Raw genomic sequence first — 19,708 nt, forward strand, 5'->3', positions numbered from 1 at the left:
GCGCTGTTTTATAAACCGTGCAGAGTGAGAGGATCGATAAATCAGGAGCAATGATGTCCCCGCAGGTCGGTGTTGGCGTATTAATTTTCCGCGATGGCAAGCTGTTGCTCGGCCAGCGTAAAGGCAGCCACGGTGCCGGTGACTGGTCGGCGCCGGGCGGCCATCTGGAGTTTGGTGAATCACCGGAAGCCTGTGCGCGGCGGGAAGTGCTGGAGGAGACCGGTCTACAGCTGCACAGCGTACACAACGGCGCCTTCGTCAGCGATGTGTTTCCGGCGGTCAACCGGCACTATATTACGCTGTTGATGGTAGCGCCGGACGCCAGCGGCGAGCCGCAGTTACGGGAACCGGATAAGTGCGCAGGCTGGCACTGGTTCGCGCCTGAGGCGCTGCCTGAACCGTTGTTTGCCCCGCTGCAAAGCTGGCTGGCGCGCGACGGTCTGGCAGCACTGCAGGCGCTGGCCCAGCGCAAAGATCGCTAACCGTATTGCTTCATCGAGGCTTCGGCATCTTCTCCGGCCGGGATGCGCATCGGTGTGGCGGGATCGGTCGCGGCACGCCACACGGCAGCGGCAACGTCCTGTGCTTTAGTGGTTGGCTGGGGCTGCTGCATGCCGGCGATGATGCCATCAAACATCGGCTGGTAAGGCTCGAGCAAGGTGTTTTCCATGCGCGGCCGGGCATTTTTGCCAAAGTCGGTGGTGGGAGCCATCCCGGGTAATACCAGTTTCACCTGAACATTAAAGGGCTGCAGTTCCAGCGCCAGCGACTCGGTAAAGGCGTTGACGGCCGCTTTGCTGCCGGTATAAACCGCCAGCATCGGCAGAGATTTCAGCGTCACCGTCGAGGTCACATTGATCACCATGCCACTGTTTTTAGCGCGAAACTGCGGGATGACCGCCTGCGTCATGGCGATGGTGCCCAGCGTGTTGGTTTCGAACACCTCCCGCACTGAGGACATCGGCGCGCCTTCCAGCGAGGTTAATAATCCGATGCCGGCATTGTTGACCAGCACATCAATCTCTCCTGCTTCAGCCAGCGTTTGCCTGATGCTGGTGGCATCGGTGACATCCAGTGGCAACAGGCGCAGATGGGCGGATTCAGGAAACAGTTCGGCGCGCGGGGTGCGCATGGTGGCGATGACTTTCCAGCCGCGCTCCAGAAACCAGAGCGCGGTAGCATGACCAAAACCAGAAGAGCAGCCGGTGATTAAAATGGTTTTCATGGTTCACTCCTGCATTGCGTTGGGTAAGAGCTCACTATAGAGTGCCACTACCGGACTCACTACAACGTACAGTCCTGGTTTCATTTGCAGGAGTCCATTATGATCGATCCGCTCGCCGAAATGGTGTCACTGTTACAGCCCGGGGCGGCTTATTCCAAACGCGCGCGTGCCAATGGATTATGGCGTGTGCAGCGCAGTGAGACCGGCCAGCCGTTTTACTGCGTGGTGCTGGAGGGGCGCACCCGACTGGAAATGAAAGGTCATCCTCCGGTTGCGCTTGAGCCGGGGGATTTTGTCCTGATTCCGGCCGCGTGGGAGTTTTGCATGACCAGCGAGCAGCCACCGGCCGCAGATGCGCCTGATTCGATGCCGGAGATGCTTGCGCCGGGCGAAGTGTGGCTTGGCGATCGGCAGCAGCCAGCCGAGGTTCAGACGCTGATTGGTTATTGCCAGTTTGCCGCACCTGACGCGGGATTGATTGTCTCGTTACTGCCACAGTTTATTCATGTGCGTGGCGTATCGCGCCTGACCACGCTGGTGCAGCTGGTCAGGGATGAGTGTCGTGCACAGCGTCCGGCACGGCAGATCGTGCTGGAACGTTTGCTGGAATTACTGCTGATCGAGGCGCTGCGCGCAATGCCCGCGGCGAATGCATCGCCTGGCGTGATGCGGGGACTGGCCGATGAGCGGCTGGCCGGGGCGATTCGCGCCATCCACGCCAGGCCAGCCCATGGCTGGACGGTGCCCCAGCTGGCGAAACACGCGGCGCTATCGCGCTCGGCGTTTTTCGTGCGTTTTCGCGATGCAGTGGGCATGGCGCCGATGGCATATCTGCTGACGTGGCGCATGGCGCTGGCGAAAAATCTGCTGCGCAGCAGCCGCCTGTCAGTAGCCGACGTGGCTGAACGGGTGGGTTACCGCTCTGCCAGCGCCTTCAGCATCGCTTTCACCCGCTTCACCGGCCAGACGCCGACCGGCTTCGCTGGCGCGGAACGGCGCAGCGGCACCGCAGAAGCTGAGCCAGCAATCGCCCAGGTAAGTTAATCACGCCCGCAGTGGCCGCCAGCGTAAAACGGGCCGCCATAAAGCGTGCAATGCCGTTCAGTTCAAAAATACCCTGTTAAAGCCGGTGCGCATCAATGCGCACCCTACAAAACCGTGCCGTTACCCGGCAGGGCCACCATTTATGGTGAGCCAAAACACATTATAAAACCGTGCAATTAACCCGTAGGGTCGCCATTTATGGTGACCCAAAACATATTATAAAACTGCGCAGTTACCTTGTAGGGTCGCCATTTATGGCGACCAGGGAATACTTGCCTGCGCCACAGACGACCATACAAGACAGCCATAACGCTACAATAGCGTTAAGCCGTTTTCACCGGTCAGCCAATCACCGGCTTAGCGTTTCGCCACCTGCTCGCCATCCGGGTTTTTGCCATGCCCGGCAGCAGCCAGCTCGGTATTAAAGTGGGAGACCAGCACCGAAAAAGTTTCCTCTGCTTTCATGCGGTACAGCTGTTCGGACGGATGAATACAATCGGGTGACATCAGCGACTGCCAGTCTTTCATCTGCAGGATGCGCTGATACTGACGCGCCAGCGGCACCGACTCCGCTTTAGCCAGCGCGTCCAGTTTGGTGACGTAAGGTGCAACGTGCCATTTCTCCGCGCGGCCACAAATCGGGTGCGGCTCCTGTAATATCACCTGCTTACCCTCTTCACGGGCAATAGTGATCAGCTGTGTCATCACCTGGGTATATTTATCCGGGCTAACCTGGTAATCCTTTTCTATATCGCGGAAATGGAAATGGCGTGCATCGTTGGTGGCAAAATTCAGCAAAATGATTTTTGCCGGCGATTTCTTCATCTCTTCGCGCCAGCTTTTATTATTCTTGTAGAAATATTTGCCATTTAACAGGTCCATGGCCTGCGATGAGGACGCACCTTTATTCACTACGCGGATGCCATCGCCGTACTTCTCCTGTAACCACTGGTTAATCAGAGCAATCTCATTGTCTTTAATATAGATTGCGCGCAATTTGCCATTTTCCTTTATCGCCATGGCACCGCGCGTACTGGAACCGCCATAGGCTTCAATAATAAAGTTATTATCGGGCTTGCCGCTTTCGGCGAATGCGGTATTGCACAGACAGGCTGTGGTAATCAGCAAAGTGACGATGCCAGATAGCGCTCGTTGCATAACAAATTTCCGCCTTTTGATACTCAAGGTTACATGGAGAATCGGTTGTTTACCGTAAGCGAATTACCTTAACAGGGGAGATTGCGGGTCAACAATCCGAAAGCACGGTTGCGAGGTGAAAATTAGGTCAACTCTGAGACAAAAGCTGCTCGCCGAATAAAAGTTATTTAAATACAGTCACATAAAATCAAACCTTGTCCAGCATTCACTCTTCAGCCAGAAAATCCCGCATTGACGCCTGCTTAAAACATCACGGTTGCTTCAGGACATAACGCGGTTTGATTAGCGAATTTTCGCACTACGAGTCGAACCGTTAATCCACAACCTGATGTAAAAGAGTGGGTTTTCGCTGTTTTTCCGGCAGTTAGCTGCTAATAAGCACTGCCTGACGATAACTTTTACCATCAGAACATTCTGGCTTAAGCTTTATAGCCATTGCACAGTGACATTCTTTACACTATGGCGAAATTCCGAAACGTTTCTAAACATAATGTATACAGATTAATCCGGTGTTAGCATTCTGACTGAATCATTATGATTGCGTTACAACTCATTTCAGGATGTGCAATGTGAAAACAGAATCCTTTTTATCCAGCCGCAATATTGGCCTGGATCTGCTGCGTGCCGGCCTAATTCTGGAAGGGGTGTTATTACACGCCTCACGGAGTTTACCGGGTGAGAATGGCTGGTATTATGTCGCGCAGCGCGATCCCTCGGAAATATTCACGGCACTGCTGAGCATGGTGCACACCTTCAGGATGGAAGTGTTCTTCTTTCTTTCGGGCATGTTCTCCGCGCTGATTATTTTGCGCAAAGGGCAGAAATTCTTTACGGATAATCGCCGTAAGCGCGTCCTGATTCCGCTGATATCAGCCTATCTGTTTATTCCGCCGCTGATGTATTTTATCGCGGGACAGATGAATAACACCCCGCTGAGTCTCGAAGGCTGGCTAAACAGCTATACCATGATGCACCACCTGTGGTTCCTCGTGTCGCTGTCGGTGATGTCGCTGCTGGTACCTGGCGCGTTCTATCAGTGGAGCGCCCGTCAGCTGGGCAAAATGTCGTTGCCAATGCTGATCGCCACGCTGGTGGTTCTCGGTAACGCCTGCTTCGTGCTGAAGTTTCTGGTGAAAGGGCGCGGTGAATTTGTCGAGCTCATCCCGGTGACCGCACGTTTCCTCGTCTACTATACCGCTGGTTTTGCGTTATACGTCAACCGCGAGAAAATTGCCCGGTACGCCAACAGTAAACTGATGAATGGCTGGCTGGTGGCCGCGCTGGTGCTGGCGGTGTGGGCCGCCTGCTATGTTGTCGCGCATAACCATATCACCGGGGTAATGAAATATGTGCCGGTGATGCTGGGAAGCGTGCTGTCGGTGATGCTGTCCTACTGGCTGGTATTTAGCTTCGAACGCATCAACGTGAAAGAGAGTCGCATTCTGACGGCGATTGTGGATTCCGCGCTGATCATCTATTTGCTGCACTATCCGGTGGTGATCATTTTCTCATGGCTGCTGGATGTCTGGTTACCGGATAACCTGTCAGTCCTGTATGTCCTGATCGATTTTGCCCTCGGCATTGCGCTGAGCGCGGTGTGTTACGCCATCGTCAAACGTTCACGCTTCGCCTCGTTCATGTTTGGCCTCAAGCCGAAAGATAAAAAAGTGGCGGTGCCGGTCGAAGCGCGACTGTAATTGTCATCATGCCCGGCAGCCACTGGCGTGCCGGGTATTATTTCCCGCCATCTGATTTTTGCCATTTTCCGCATTTTTAGTTCCAGATAATTATCTCAGGCCGTTAGCGCAATTCCTAAAGCTTATCGCCGTCATCACAATTCCTTAAGTCAAACTGGACGTTTTAAGCTGATCGCGGTAATACTCATTTCAACGGATTTCCAGCCGTAAGCTATTACGACAATATATTTCGCTTCGCTATTTCCCCGCACTGCGCATTCGCTGTGCGGCATTTGTCTTTTCTCTGGTGAGGACAATAGTGTGTTTAAATTAAATCCTTTGTTGCTGAGCCTGCTTGCTGCGCAGGGCTTAATGCTGCCTGCCACACCGGTATCGGCGGTGGTATTAAAACCTTTCACTCCCGAGCGCAACGACGATAAAGTTGGCGCTTATTGCTTATGTAATGGTTCCACCCAGACGCTAAGCGGCGTGCCGCGCTTTGCCGCTGGAGAAAGTGGCATGAGCAGCGTCACGCTGGGTGAACTACAAAAGGTTGGGCGTATTATTAATGACAATTTAATCGGCGAGCCCCGCCTGCAACTCGGCGCACAAAATTACGCTATTGGTATTCCGGATGAAGAAACAGGCAGTTATCGTGTCTATCAGGTTTATAACAGTGCGGAAATGATTGCGCCGGCGGAAATTAATGGCGCTACGGTAGTGCCAGATTATTATGATGTGAACGATAAGCAATATATTGATGCGCGCGAGGCGACAGTCACTAATGGCCGGTTAAATATCAATATTGGTCAGCAAGGCGCAGCCGCTAACGCCAGCACCAATCGCTGGTCAATGGCGGCCAAACAGAGTCAGTTATTTGCCAGCAGTAATAACGGCCAGATTAACTGGGACAGTAATAACCGCATCCGCTTTACCGCCGCCACGCCGCCGTACGGTGGCGATCGGCTGGCATTTGATGCCGGAGGCGTGGTGACCTACGCCGGTCTGTTTGATGTCACGCTCAAGGATGGCAGCAGCAACGCGTACTACGTCAGTAATCTCAATGAATTGCGGAACTATAACGACTGGCTGATTGACCAGATTAGTGGCGGCAACCTGAGCCCGGAAAGTTATAACGCCGCGCTGAACCAGGCGTTCAGCCTGCGCGACGGTCGTGTGGTTTACCGCATGAGCACCGGTAATTACGATGATGAAGTGGCTGCCGCACTGGGCGATCAGGTGGTGCTGAGTGCCGATGGCGCGAAAGCCAGTGTGAAAATCAATCGCGGCAAAACGCTGGAAGTGGCCAACAGCGCCAGCGCCGTGATGCGCGCCAGCAACGGTGCAACGGCGATTATCGCCGGAAAACTGGCGACCAGTAACGCGCTCTCATCCGAAGCGGGCGCGCTGGAGCTGATCAGCGGCGCGCGCGGTATCAATAATGGTGTCATCAACAGCGGTTTTTTCAACGCCGCCAATGGACGGGGCGTGGCGGAGGATTCCCTCGGCTATGCGGGCACGGCGGTGTCAGCGATTTATGACAGTGAGTTCCGCAACAATGGCGTGCTCAATGTGCATATCGGTGATGCGCCGTGGGGCACCGCCGGCTTATTTCTCGGCAGCAGCAGCGCGGTCAACCACGGCAATATTAACATCGGCATTCACGATGTGGCGAACGGCTCCTCAGCAGCAGCGGTGAGTTTCAGCGGCGAGGGCAGCTTCGTCAACGCGCGCGATGGCACGATTTACCTCGGCCGCACACCGCAAAATCATAAGGGCGACGTCACGCAGGATGTCGCGGTCAGCCTCGGCGGTGGCATCAGCGCCATTTCCGGCCTGCTCGACTCGCGTGCCATCAATGATGGCCGTATTGTTATCGGCTCAAAAGTCGAGAACGCGGTTGGCATGCGCATCGAGGCCGGGCCCAACGCGGTGTCACTGAATAACGGTGTTATCGACGTCAACGGTATGGCGCAGGCGCTACCGCGCGAAAATATCGCCATGCTGGCGATGGATTCCGGCAGCGGCGGCCAGGTGGGCAACCGCGGTACCCTCAATCTGAATGGCTATAACAGCACCGGCCTGAAAGTGATCGCCACGGCGGGCAATCAGGCGCACGCCTTCTCCAGCGGCGCGATCAACGTGGCGGGTGACGCCGACCGCTTTGGCGGCACCAACAATACGGCGGTGTGGGTAACTGGCGAACCGGGCGGTCACGCCAGTGCCGATATCACCGGCCCAATCCGGCTCAGCGGCAAAGCGGGCATCGGGATTCGTGCTGAAGGCCAGGCAACGGTCAACGTTAGCGCCCGCGCCATTCCCACCTCCAGCGGCAGCGACAGCATGCTGGATAGCGGACAGATCAGTTTCTACCGTATCGGCCCGGATGCGCGCATTAATCTGCCGGCCAACGGCCGCTACAGCGCCTCCGTGTGGAACGGCACGATTTTTCGCGTCGAGCAGGGAGCGGATTTTGAAGGGCGCGGCCTGACTTTGTCGATGAACAGCCCGTTTGCGACCGGTGTGTACGGCAGCGGTGCCGGCACCGACATTGATACCCACGGCGCGACGCTGAACATCGCCAGCTTTGCCAGCGGGCTGACCATTACTGATGGCGCCCGCGCCACCATTGATGCCGCAACGCGTATTCACCTCAACGGGTCTGATGCCCGCGTCGCCATCGCTGACGGTAATCGCTATACGCTGCAGGGTAACGTTGTTAACCCTAATACGCAGTTCGACCCGAACACTTTACTGATCAATCAGGCGGCGATAGACGGCCGCGCCAATAACCAGCAGCCGTTTACCGTGATGAATCATGCGCGGCTGGTGAATCGCGGCGCGATCTCCCTGCGGGGTGAAGGCGTAACGGGTATCTACGCGCAGTATGGCGCAACGGTCGACAACCGCGGCGATATCAACATTTTACGTAACGGCCGGGCACTGTTCGCCGATGGCTATCCGGGCGCCGGCGACGGCAAAACCCTGACGGAGATTAACAATAGCGGCACGCTTAATCTCTACAGCGGTCAGAGCACCCAGCAAACCACCACCTTCGGTGCGGTCTCGTATCACCAGCTGGGGCGGATTAACCAGAACGGCACGATTAATCTGTACGGCGATAACGTGGTCGGCGCGAAAGCCTTTGCCGGCGGTCGTATTACGCTGGGCACGAACAGCCGCGTGGTGTTCCATGACGCACAGCAGATCGGCTATCAGGCTTTCGATCCCGGCTCACGCCTGATCGTCAACGGCAGCCCGATTGATGTCAGCAGTCGTAACTCGACGTTGTATGAAATCCGCAACGGCGCGTGGCTGTACAACCAGGGCTTTGGCAACGTCACGCTGAGCGGCAGGGACAGCACCGGCATCGTGGTCAGCGGGACGGATGCGCTGGTATCCAGCACCGATGTTTATCAGGTCACCGGTAAGGGTGCCACCGTGTTGCGCGCCAGCGATCGCGCGCAGGGGATCATTACCAGCCTAATCGCGCTGAACGGCAAAAACACCCTCGGCGCGCAGGCGACAGGCGATGGCACCGAGGTCTACGCCGCCTCGCTCATCACCGGCACCGGGCACAACGCCACGGCGTTTGATGTCAGCGGCGACGCGCGCCTGTTTAATCAGCAGCAGGGCGTAGTGGATTTGCGTGGCCGCAACAGTACCGGGGCCCGGGTGCACGATGGCGGTAACTTTATCAACCGAGGCACGGTTAGCGTCGCCAACGGCACCGGCGTGGATGTCAGCAGCGGTTATGGCCAGTATGTCCCGCTCGACAGTACCTTACGTGTGAATGACGGCACCGCCGCGCTGCGCGTGGGCTCCGGCGGCGCGATGAAAATTTACGGCGACGGGCAGGGGGCCAGCACGCTGGCGGCTTACGGCAAAGCCGATGGTTTGCTGCTCGACAGCGGTGCGCAGCGCTTTGAAGCCAACGACATCATCATCGGCGCTTACGGCAGCGGCACTGCGCTGAACAATCGCGCCGGCATCAGTGATATTTCGCTGAGTAATGTGCGCTTCAAGGCCAATGGTGGCACCGGCATTCGCTCTGCCACCTCGTTCGATCCGGCGGGCAGCGCGCAGATTCACGTCGGCGCAGGCGGTACCGGCTATCGTTTTGAAAACGCAGATGGATCGACCACGGGCAACGATTTAGTGATTGGGCGCGACTACCGCATTGAAGTCAACGGCAGCGGCACCGGCGTGCGTGCCAACACCCGTGGACGGGTGATTGCTCAGGGCCTGATTGATATCCGCGATGCCGATGGCGGTTCGGCGATTGTCACCCGCAGCGCCAGCCAGGTGATCAACCAGGGCACCATCCGCTCACAAAGCCGCGTCGCACCGCTCATTGATTTGCGCGGCGGCGAGACGGTGTTTATCAACCAGGGCACGCTGGATGCGCCGTACGCCGATCAGGTGGTAGTGGCGGGCGGCGCGACCCGTGATGTGGTGGCACTGCTGGCGGGCAAAGTCACGGGCGAAGTGAACACCGGCAACGGCAGCGATACGCTGCTGGTTACGGGCGGCACGCTGGATGGCGGCCTGAGTATGGGTGACGGCAGCGCGAATCAGGCGACGGTGCAGGCTATCAGCCTGAACCAGACCCGTCATATCACCAGCGGCGGCGCGGATAGCACGCTGAACCTCAGCCAGCTCAATGCGCGCGGCGGTTCGTTCCGGCAGGACGACCTCACCAAAGGCACCAACCTCGGCGCGGGCTGGAGCACGCTGAACTTCATCGATACGCAGTGGACGCTGAGCGACAACATTAAACTGGCGCACAGCACCATTAATATCGATGCCGGGTCCACGCTGTTCGCCGGCGATGGCGTTAACGCGCGGCTGCAGGGGGCCAGCAATGATTCGCTGGTAGTGAATAATGCAGGCACGCTCGACCTGACCAACGGTGGCAATTTGGCGGCAAATACCCTGACCATCGAAGGTAGTCTGGCCTCCGCGCAGGGCCGCCTGAAACTCAATTCGACAGCCACCCACAGCGACGTGCTGCTTGTTAACGGTAACGCCAGCGGCACGACCTGGGTGGATGACCGCCTGCAGGGCGGCGGGCTGCTGGACACTAATCGTGACAACGTTATTGCCGCTAGCGAAGGCGTTTCGCTGGCGCAGGTGACCGGCAGCGCCAGCGCCGACAGCTTCAGGCTGAGCAATGGCTATGTGGCAGCCGGGCCGTGGCAGTATGGTCTGTACAGTTTTGCACGGGGCAGTAGCGCGGGCGGCAACGTATGGGACTATCGTCTGGCAAACAATTTCATCTGCAGCGATGGCTCGCTGTGCCAGCCGCAGGCGGGCAGTGCGGTGAAGGCGGTACGTCCGGCGGTTACGCCGCAGGTGCCGTCCTGGATCTCCGCACCGGTCGGGCTGGCGTACTACTCGCTGGCAGTCACTGACGATCTGCATAAGCGTCTCGGCGAATTGCGCCAGCAGCCGGCAGACAACGCAGAGATGTTTATCCGCTACCTCGGTTCGGATTTGCAGTATCGAAGCAATCGCGGCCTGGACGCCTGGGGTTATGACTTCGACCTCAACTACAGCGCCGTACAGCTCGGCGGCAATTTGCTGCGCGCCGATGGCGCTGAAGATAGCGTACGTGGCGGCGTCGCCTATACGCGCGGCAACACGCGCATTCGCCCGCATGCCGCTGACGGGTACAGCTCCACCAGCTTTGATAGCGATACGTTGTCACTTTATGGCACCTGGCTGCGCAGCAGTGGCTGGTATGTAGATGGTTCGCTGAGCTGGAGCGGCTACCGTGGCGAAACCGACATTGCGCGGCAGAAAGCGGTCGCCAAACCCAAAGGGCACGGCTGGACGGCGTCAGTCGAGTCTGGCTATCCACTGATGCTGGCGGGTGATGTGCGCCTGGAACCGCAGGCACAGGTTAGCTGGCTGCGTATGAACATGGACAGTTTTACCGATGATGACGGCGCGCGCGTCTCTTATAACGATTACGATCAAACCATTGGCCGGCTCGGCGCACGCGTGGCGCGCAGCTGGCAGGACAGCAGTCAGAACCAGTACACGCCGTATCTGCGCGCTAACTATTATCGCGGCTGGGGCGGTACGGCGCAGGTCAGGGTCGGCGCCAGCGCCAGCGACCTGAGCCAGAGCTTCAGCAGCGGCAAATTTGGCCAGATGTGGGACGTCGGCCTCGGCGGCACGGCGACGCTGATCAACAACGTGGCGCTGTATGCCGAGGCGGATTACCGCGAAGAGATTGCCGGCAATGGCGTCAAAGGCTGGCGCTACAATGCCGGGGTGCGCTGGTCGTTTTGATCGCTTAAACGTGCAATTACAGGCGGCGCTGTGATGCGGCGTCGAACAGCATCGCACGTTCGCTGTCCAGCGTGACCGGTAAAATATCACCGGCGCGCGCGCCGGAACGCTGGGTGGTAAACAGCATCAGCGGGTGGCCAAACAGCGAACCGTGAATCAGTTCGGACAGGCCGGTCGGCTCCACCAGCGACACTTCAAGAGGCAGCGCATGCTGCTCACCCGGCTGCGCCAGACTGATGTTTTCCGGCCGGATGCCGTAAATGACGTCACGGCCAGCGGCCTGTGCTGCCCAGTGCGTATTCAGGGGCAACTGAGCGCTGTCGCTGATACGCACGCCGCTGGGGGTCATCACGCCGTTGATAAAATTCATCGACGGTGAACCGATAAAACTGGCGACAAACTTATTGGCCGGTGTGTCGTACAGCTCCAGCGGTGTGCCCACCTGCTGAATGACGCCGTGATTGAGCACCACGATGCGGTCCGCCAGCGTCATGGCCTCAACCTGATCGTGGGTAACATAAACGATGGTGTTGTTCATTTGCTGATGCAGTTTTTTGATCTCCACGCGCATCTGGCCGCGCAGTTGCGCATCGAGGTTGGAAAGCGGCTCATCAAACAGAAACACCTGCGGCTGACGCACAATGGCGCGGCCCATCGCCACGCGCTGCCGTTGTCCACCCGACAGCTCTTTTGGCCGGCGATCAAGCAGATGTGTCAGGCTGAGAATCTCCGCCGCTCGCCGGACTTTCTCCTCAATCTCATCACGCGGTCGTTTCTGAATTTCAAGGCTGAAGCCCATGTTGCGCGCGACCGTCAGATGCGGATAGAGCGCATAGCTCTGGAACACCATCGAAATATCGCGGTCTTTCGGCGCCACCTCGTTCATCAGCTGACTGCCGATATGAATATTGCCGCCCGTTGCCAACTCCAGACCGGCAATGGTGCGCAGCAGGGTGGATTTACCGCAGCCGGACGGGCCGACCAGCACCACGAACTCACCATCTTTAATGGTCAGATTGATGTCGCGCAGAACCTCAACGTTGCCGTAGCGCTTTTCAATTTGTGCCAGCGTAATTTCAGCCATTATTTACCCCTTAACCGCACCGGCGGTGAGTCCCTGAACCAGGTAGCGTTGAATGAAAGCGAAGAACAGACAGGCTGGAATTAACGCCAGCACGGCGGCAGCCATCATTTCGCCCCACGAAACGGCGAATTTGGAGACGAAACTGAGCAGCCCGACCGGAAAGGTCATGACTTCGTTTTTGTTGATCAGCATCAGTGAGAACAGCAACTCACTCCACGCGGCGGTGAAAACGAAGCCGAGCGTCGCCGCCATGCCGGGCAGCGTCAGCGGCATCAGCACGCGGTACAGCGCCTGAAAGCGGGTGCAGCCTTCCAGCATGGCGGACTCTTCGAGATCTTTCGGGATGGCATCAAAAAATGACTGCATCAGGAAGGTGGCGAACGGGACATTAAAGGCGCTGTAAATCAGAATCAGCCCCAGCAGACTATTCGTCAGTCCCAGCGGGGCCATCACCCGGTAAATCGGCGCAATGATCATCACCAGCGGAAACATCTGGGTAAACAGCAGCAGGGCCGCCATCACCATCTTGCCGCGAAACTGAAAGCGGGAAAAGGCATAGCCGGCAGCCGCGGCAATCAAGGTGGTGAGCGCGGCAGTGCTGCAGGAGACAATGAGACTGTTCATAAAAAACGTGGGGAAATCACTGTCGGTCAATACCTTCGCAAAATGGCTCAGGGTGAAACCGCCAGGTAACAGCGTCACACCCTGACTGAACAGTAACCTGTCCGGCGTGACGGCAATTTTAATGATCCAGTACAACGGAAACAGCGCAAACAGCAAATAGGCGGCGATGCTGAGACGATGACCGATCAACGGTAACAGGCGCATGCAGACTCCTTACTTAAGTAACTGATGGCGGATGCGCAGCAATACCAGCGCATAGCAGGTCATCAGCAGTAACAGACACACCGCCATCGCCGAGGCATAACCAAAATCCAGTTTGCGATAAGCGGTGGTGAAGATGTAACTGGAAAGAATCGAGGTTGAACCGGCCGGACCGCCGTCGGTCATCACCACGATTAAATCGGCAAAGTTAGCGATCCAGATGGTACGCAGCATCACGGTAATGGCGATCATCGGGGCGAGAAACGGCAGGGTGACTCGGCGAAACTGCTGCCAGCCGCTGGCACCGTCAATGGCTGCTGCTTCATACAAATCTTTGGGAATCGACTGCAGTGCCGCCAGTAAAGTGATGGCAAAAAACGGGATGCCGAACCAGACGTTAGCAATCACCGGCCCCCACATCGCCAGTTGCGGATCGGAAAGAATATTGTAGGGTTCACTGAGAATGCCCACGTCGCTGAGCCACTGTGGCAGCGGACCCACAACCGGGTTGAGCAGCCAGGACCAGGTCAGGCCGGAAAGAAACGCCGGCACCGCCCACGGTAAGAACACCAGCGCCTGCACCCAGCGGCGAAAGCGAAACTCGCGGTTAAGCAGCAGCGCCAGCGCGAGGCCGAAAAAGAACTGCAGCAGCAGTGAACTCAGCGTCCAGTTAAGGGTATGGCCGAGCGCGCGAAAGAAGCGGCGATCGTCGAGCATCTGCGCAAAGTTCGCCCAGCCAACCCAGCCGCTCTCCAGCGGATTGAGCAGGTTCATGCTCTGAAAAGCGTAAGAAATGCCGATCGCCATCGGCACGAAGATGAACAGGGCGATCAGCAACAGGCCCGGTGACAGATACCACCATGGCTCCGCAAGCCGGGTCCAGCGCCAGCGGCGGCGCGCCGGGCTGGCAGGAAGAGAGATTTCAGGCGTCATTTCAGGGCTCCGGTTTACGCGGGATTACTGGCTGGCGAGCCAGGCTTTTTGCTCTTTACTCAGATAGCTGGCCCAGTCCTGCACCATATCTTTGGTGTCGTTTTCGCCCAGTAACGTCTCCTGGCTGCTCTCTTTCACGATCACTGAATTGAAATAGCCCCAGCCTTTGAGATGGGTCGGCATGGTGAGCGGCACATAATTTGGATCGTTCAGCTCCTTAAACCAGCCGGCAAACTGCGGCGTCTGATAGAACGGGTCCTGTTCCGCACCTTTATAGATGGGTAGCGTGCCGACAAACTTCGCCCACGCCAGGTTGTTGGTTTTATTACTGAGGAAGGTAATCAGCGGCCAGGCGACATCGTTTTGTTTACCCTGTTTGAACATCGCCCAGCCGGTATAGCCGATGGTCGGGAAGGCTTTACCGGACGGTCCGACCGGCATGGGCGCCACAGCAAAATCCTCAGCCGCCATGCTATTTTTAATCGCGATCAGCGCGTCCGGATCCTGATCGAGCATCGCGCATTTGCCGGAATAGAAGCCCGAGACAATCTCGTTAAAGCCCCAGTTCACGCTGTCTTTTGGCGCGCCGCCTTGCTGATACAAATCGACCAGCAGTTGTGCCCCCTTTATCGCTCCCGGCTGGGTTAAGGTACTGTTGCCGTCTTTATCAAAGAAGGCAGGCGAACCGTTCATCGCCGCCATAAACATCATCCACGCATTGGTTCCCCCGACACCGCCGCGCATGCAGTAGCCGCTGATACCGTTACCTGACTGACTAATACGCTTCGCGTCGCGGGCAAACTCGTCCATGGTTTTCGGCGGCTCACTCAGTCCTGCCTGCTTAAACAGCTTTTTATTCCAGAACAGCGCCCGCAGGTAAAAACCGTACGGTACCATGGTGGCTTTGCCGTTCGCGGCCCGCGCCATTGCCAGCGTTTTATCCGTCAGCTGGGCGCTTTCAGGCCAGCTTTTCAGGCGGGGTTCCAGATCTTCCAGCATATTGTTGCTGGCGTATAAGCCTTGCCAGGTATCGGGCATCTCCACCAAATCCGGAACCTGTCCGCTCTGTAACATGGTGCCCAGTTTTTCAAATGCCTGACCCCACGGCAGTGAAATCAGCTCAATCTCGGTACCGGGATGCTGCGTCTTATATTCGTCGAGCATTTTTTGCAGAAGCGCGGTACGTGGCGGGCTGGTAATAACTTCCACCACGGTGAGTTTGGCGGCGAGGCTGCAAAAGGCGCTGCCTAAACCCACGGCGAGTACCAGGGCTTTCAGGGCGAAACGTGTTGTCATGGCTGGTTCTCCGGAGCGTGATTAATGGTGAGTGGCGGCAGCAAGTGCCTGATTCAGATCGGTCCAAAGATCGTCGGTCTCTTCGAGGCCAACAGAGATACGGATCAGGCGCGGCGAGACACCAAAATCCTGGGCTGAATTAAATTCACTGGCCTGATTAATGACCGAAATCGCCGGCATGACCAGGCTCTCGAAACCTCCCCAGCTGACGCCCATGTGGAACAGTTGCAGGGCGTTGCAGAATTGCGGTATGTCGACCTGTTCGGTCACGGCAAAGGAAAACAGCCCGCTGTAACCGCGCAGCGTGGACCATGCAGGGGGATTGAGCCCGGGATGGCAAACCGCGCTGACCTGCGGATGGTCACGCAGCTTTTCCGCCAGCTGCAGGGCGCTGTGCTGATGCTGCTTCATACGCAGCGGCAGCGTGCGCAGGCCACGCATCAGCAAAGAGGCTTCGTTCGCAGACAGTTTGCCGCCCAGGAACGGACTAATGTGACGGGCAATGTTGTTGATGTGCTGGTGGCTGGCAATCACCAGGCCGGCCACCACATCGCTGTGGCCGCTGATGTACTTCGAGGCGGAGTGCACCACGATGTCGATACCACACAGCAGCGGCTGCTGGAAAATGGGCGAAGCCCAGCTGTTATCAATCAACGTGACGACGCCCGCATCACGCGCCAGCGTGGCCAGCTGCCGCAGGTTCTGTTCACTCATCACCCAGCTGGAGGGACTTTCCAGATAGAGCAGGCTGGCACCGGGCAGCGCGGCGGCCATCGCCGCTTCATCGTCGCCATCAACAAACTGCGTCGTGATGCCGAAACGCTGACAAAAGCCGCGCAAAAAGCGGTAAGTATCGGGATAGACATGATTAACGCAGACCACTTTCGCGCCTGGCTGAACCACACTCAAAATCGCGTTGCTGATGGCGGCCATGCCGCTGGCAAAGGCGAGGCAGGCGTCACCGCCTTCCAGCGCGGCAACTTTATCCTGTAGCGCTTTGACCGTCGGATTATCAACGCGGGAATAGAGCGGCTGGTCGCTCTCACCGCGAAAGCGGGCGATCATGCTGTCGTAATCGCTGAAGGTAAACAGCGAGGACTGATAAATCGGTGGCGTTACGGCGCCCTGTTCGTGGCGCTGGTCGTGGGTCAGCAGTGTCTGTTGCGCAGTAGGTTTAGCGTTTGGCATGGATCACGTCCTTCATGTCGCGTTCGGTGATATCAAGAATCTGGTGGCAAAGGGCGCGCGCGGCCTGGCTGTCGCGGGCGCGGATGGCGTTAAACAGTTCACGGTGCAGGGGAAACGAGTCTGAAAACAGCGCCTGCTCCGGCGGGGATTCGAAAAAGGCGTGCAGCGTGTCGTAGACGCCGTTAAGCATCTGCAACAGCAGCGGATTACCGGCGGCGCGGTAGATGCTGGTGTGGAAAGCCCAATCCTCCGGCCCGGCGGAACCGATAGCCAGGTGCACACGCTCCATCTCTTCCAGCCGCCGTTCGATTTCCAGCAGGTCGTCGGCGCTGGCGCGCTGCGCGGCCAGCACGCAGGATTCGGACTCAATGATGCGGCGCACTTCCAGCGCATGAAGCATGTTGGCGGAGTCGTTTTTAAAGCGCAGAGAGAGAAAGCTGTCATGCAGACCGACTTCCGCCTGCAGAAAAGTGCCGCTGCCTTTTTTGCGCACAATGATACCGAGTGCTTCCCAGCGCTTGAGCGCCTCGCGCACCGTATTACGGCTGACGCCCAGTTTCTCCGCCAGCTCGCGCTCCGGCGGCAGGCGACTGCCCGGCTGCGCGCCGGCATGCGCCATGTAGCGCGTGAGCGCATCAAGAATCAGCGTATCGCTGCGCGTCGGAATGATGGGATGGAGTTCAGCCGGGTCATGCATCGCTATGCCTTAATTGGTCCAACATCTCTACCAAAGACATAGCAACCCGCATGCCAGAATCATGAAGCTTTGATTCAGCAGGAGATTTGATGCCGTAATAAGCGCAGATTATGAGATCTGCTGGTGCAAAACCCGCCAGAGTGCACCGTGGTGTGGCGGTGCGGTGGTCGTTTTTTGATTAACCGGGGTGTGAATTCAGCAGATGCAGTGGCACAGCGGCAACGCTCAGCCAGCAAAACCGTTAGCGATGACGTTAAGGTATAAAAAGAGCGTTGTGACAGGTTAAATGGGCAGCCTTCATTGCGTGCCCATCTCTTAAAACCGCGATCAGCGGCTAAACGGCATCGATCAGGCCGCCGTCGACGCGGATCACGCTGCCGGTAATGTAGCTGGCGGGCTCACTGGCGAGAAAAGCGGCGGTGGCGCCATATTCGTGTGGCGCGCCGTAGCGGCCCATCGGTATGCTGCGCCGGCTTTGGGCCGCGACGGCAGCGGCGGTGCTGTTTTCGCGTTGCGCCTTCAGCGCATCAAGCTGACTGACGCGCTCAGTATCAATGCGTCCCGGCACCAGGACGTTAACCGTTACACCATCCGCGGCTACCTCGCTTGCCAGCGTTTTCGACCAGCCCAGCAGGCTCATGCGCAGCGCATTGGACAGCGCCAGATTGGGGATAGGCGTGACCACGCCGGACGAGGTGGAAGTGATAATGCGTCCCCAGCCGCGCTGGCGCATGGCCGGCAGCACCTTGTCGCTCAGTTGAATCAGCGCGTCCACCATCACCGCAAACTGCTGTCGCCAGAGTTCACTGCCGGTACCCGCGGCTTTCGCGGGTGGCGGCCCACCTGAATTATTCACCAGAATATCCACCGCGCCCCAGCGCTGGCGAATCGCCTCCAGCACGCTGTCAAAGGTGTCGGGTGCCGCCAGATCCAGCTGGAACGCCTGCGCCTCACCGCCGTCAGCGATAATGCGCTCCACCGTTGCCTGCAACTTGCTGCTATTGCGCCCGGTGACCGCCACGCGCACGCCCTCCTGCGCCAGTGCCAGCGCTATCGCCTGACCCAGACCGCTGCCTGCACCACATACCAGCGCCACGCGCCCTTGTATTTGCAAATCCATCACTGCCTCCTGATTGTATTTTCAGGATCGTAATGTGCAAAAACAGTGCCGGTTATGCGCCCGGTTTACGCATCTGTACCTGATCGAAGGCGAATTGCAGATGCGTTTTCATCAATTCGGCCGCCTGCTGCGGTCGGTTTTCACGCAGCGCGTCGATAATGGCCACGTGCTCTTCGCACCACTCTTTCACCCGCCGTTTATTTTGGTAGCTGCCAAATTCCAGCAGGCGGCGCAGGCGGTTTTGCTGTTGAATCGCCTGCAGCACAAACAGATTGCCGCTGGCTTCGGCCAGCGATTCATGAAAAGCGGCATCCGTCTCGAAAATGTCGCGCGCCGGTACCTGCGTGAGGTCCGGATGGGTAATCAATCGCAGATGCTGTGCCCGCAGGCGCTTCAGCATGGCACGGTCCGCACGTAATTGCGGGCTGAGCAGGGCGGCTGGCTCAATCATCAGACGAAATCCATAACTGTTGCGCAGCGCGACTTCCGAGTTAAGCGTTTGCTGAAAACGCCAGCCATGTCCCGCATTGCGCGCGATTAACCCGTCTTCCGACAGCTTGACCAGCGTGCGTGTCAGAATGCCGCGATCAACGTCATAGCGCTGGCTGATTTCCGTCTGGGTGAACGATTCGGGCAGGGCACCGGCAATACGATCGCGTACCAGTAGCTCGTACAACGTCTGGTCGCTGCTCTGCGGGGGTTCAATGTCCAGCTGCTGTAACTCGTCTGCCCCTTTTAGCAGAAAAAATCCCTGATTGGGCCGCGCTTCCACTGCGCCCAGTCGGGTCAGTTCTTTAAGTCCTGCCCGCACCGGCGTGCGGGAAACGCCCAGCGCGTCTGCCAGAGGTTGTTCACGTAAGTGCTGACCTGGATCGAATCTTGCTTCATAGATCAGGTCAAGTAGCTGACGTGCAATACGACGGCTGCTGGCGGAGGAGTCAGGCTGCATAGAACGGGATTTCCTGAAATGTATTATTGTCAACTAAAGGTACAATAACATGTTGAGGAAAATGCTGCGATATAAAGCAATGCATGCACGCTAAGCGTGCAGAGTGCACCAGGAGAAGACGTTTTTTATCACCATGAATGTATTTTATGAATCATAAAAACCAATTTAAACGTTTACCAGGAGACACAGATGATCAGCAATTCATTTCGCTCT

14 protein-coding genes are annotated in these 19,708 nt (G+C 57.5%); 4 read left to right on the plus strand and 10 right to left on the minus strand.

What is annotated here, in order from left to right; translation table 11 throughout:
- Positions 1-53 precede the first annotated feature (53 nt).
- Entirely contained in the window at positions 54-482 is a 429-nt protein-coding gene (locus F3I21_RS11735; RefSeq protein WP_021509070.1) for an NUDIX hydrolase, read from the plus strand.
- On the opposite strand, the gene F3I21_RS11740 is transcribed toward F3I21_RS11735, so the two are convergent.
- Positions 479-1,225 (minus strand): SDR family oxidoreductase, encoded by a 747-nt coding sequence (locus F3I21_RS11740; protein ID WP_150058970.1) that lies wholly within the window; start codon positions 1,223-1,225, stop codon positions 479-481. The two genes, F3I21_RS11735 and F3I21_RS11740, sit on opposite strands and share 4 nt — an antisense overlap.
- 99 nt (positions 1,226-1,324) lie before the next feature.
- Here F3I21_RS11740 and F3I21_RS11745 point away from each other — a divergent pair, with 99 nt between their 5' ends.
- Positions 1,325-2,269, plus strand: a complete 945-nt coding sequence (locus tag F3I21_RS11745; RefSeq protein WP_150058971.1) for an AraC family transcriptional regulator — start codon at positions 1,325-1,327, stop codon at positions 2,267-2,269.
- Between the two features lie 357 nt (positions 2,270-2,626).
- Here F3I21_RS11745 and F3I21_RS11750 read toward each other — a convergent pair whose 3' ends face one another.
- Entirely contained in the window at positions 2,627-3,427 is an 801-nt protein-coding gene (locus F3I21_RS11750) for an SGNH/GDSL hydrolase family protein (RefSeq protein ID WP_072208996.1), read from the minus strand.
- A gap of 560 nt (positions 3,428-3,987) precedes the next feature.
- Here F3I21_RS11750 and F3I21_RS11755 point away from each other — a divergent pair.
- The gene (locus F3I21_RS11755; RefSeq protein ID WP_220496544.1) at positions 3,988-5,124 is read left to right on the plus strand and encodes an acyltransferase family protein; all 1,137 of its coding nucleotides are present in this window, start codon (positions 3,988-3,990) and stop codon (positions 5,122-5,124) included.
- Between the two features lie 300 nt (positions 5,125-5,424).
- The gene (locus F3I21_RS11760) at positions 5,425-11,403 is read left to right on the plus strand and encodes an autotransporter outer membrane beta-barrel domain-containing protein (RefSeq protein WP_150058973.1); all 5,979 of its coding nucleotides are present in this window, start codon (positions 5,425-5,427) and stop codon (positions 11,401-11,403) included.
- 16 nt (positions 11,404-11,419) lie between these two features.
- On the opposite strand, the gene F3I21_RS11765 is transcribed toward F3I21_RS11760, so the two are convergent.
- The 8 genes from F3I21_RS11765 to F3I21_RS11800 all read right to left on the minus strand — a co-directional run bounded on the left by F3I21_RS11765 (position 11,420) and on the right by F3I21_RS11800 (position 19,495).
- Positions 11,420-12,487: an ABC transporter ATP-binding protein gene (locus F3I21_RS11765; RefSeq protein WP_150058974.1), complete on the minus strand. Its 1,068-nt coding sequence runs from the start codon at positions 12,485-12,487 to the stop codon at positions 11,420-11,422.
- A gap of 3 nt (positions 12,488-12,490) precedes the next feature.
- A complete protein-coding gene (locus F3I21_RS11770; RefSeq protein WP_058759117.1) occupies positions 12,491-13,315 on the minus strand; it encodes a carbohydrate ABC transporter permease in 825 nt (274 codons plus the stop codon).
- A 9-nt stretch (positions 13,316-13,324) separates the two neighbouring features.
- A complete protein-coding gene (locus tag F3I21_RS11775) occupies positions 13,325-14,245 on the minus strand; it encodes a carbohydrate ABC transporter permease (RefSeq protein WP_132463025.1) in 921 nt (306 codons plus the stop codon).
- Between the two features lie 24 nt (positions 14,246-14,269).
- A complete protein-coding gene (locus F3I21_RS11780) occupies positions 14,270-15,541 on the minus strand; it encodes a sugar ABC transporter substrate-binding protein (RefSeq protein WP_150058975.1) in 1,272 nt (423 codons plus the stop codon).
- Between the two features lie 21 nt (positions 15,542-15,562).
- Complete coding sequence (locus F3I21_RS11785) at positions 15,563-16,729, minus strand: PLP-dependent transferase (protein ID WP_150058976.1); 1,167 nt, start codon at positions 16,727-16,729, stop codon at positions 15,563-15,565.
- Positions 16,716-17,426, minus strand: coding sequence for a FadR/GntR family transcriptional regulator (locus tag F3I21_RS11790; protein ID WP_021509083.1), 711 nt, complete (start codon positions 17,424-17,426; stop codon positions 16,716-16,718). The genes F3I21_RS11785 and F3I21_RS11790 overlap by 14 nt, the downstream gene beginning before the upstream one ends.
- Before the next feature lie 334 nt (positions 17,427-17,760).
- Positions 17,761-18,546: an SDR family oxidoreductase gene (locus F3I21_RS11795; protein ID WP_150058977.1), complete on the minus strand. Its 786-nt coding sequence runs from the start codon at positions 18,544-18,546 to the stop codon at positions 17,761-17,763.
- A gap of 52 nt (positions 18,547-18,598) precedes the next feature.
- Positions 18,599-19,495: a GntR family transcriptional regulator gene (locus F3I21_RS11800; RefSeq protein ID WP_132463013.1), complete on the minus strand. Its 897-nt coding sequence runs from the start codon at positions 19,493-19,495 to the stop codon at positions 18,599-18,601.
- Positions 19,496-19,708: the final 213 nt, after the last annotated feature.

Source organism: Pantoea sp. B_9, assembly GCF_008632015.1.
Taxonomy (GTDB): Bacteria; Pseudomonadota; Gammaproteobacteria; order Enterobacterales; family Enterobacteriaceae; genus Pantoea; species Pantoea dispersa.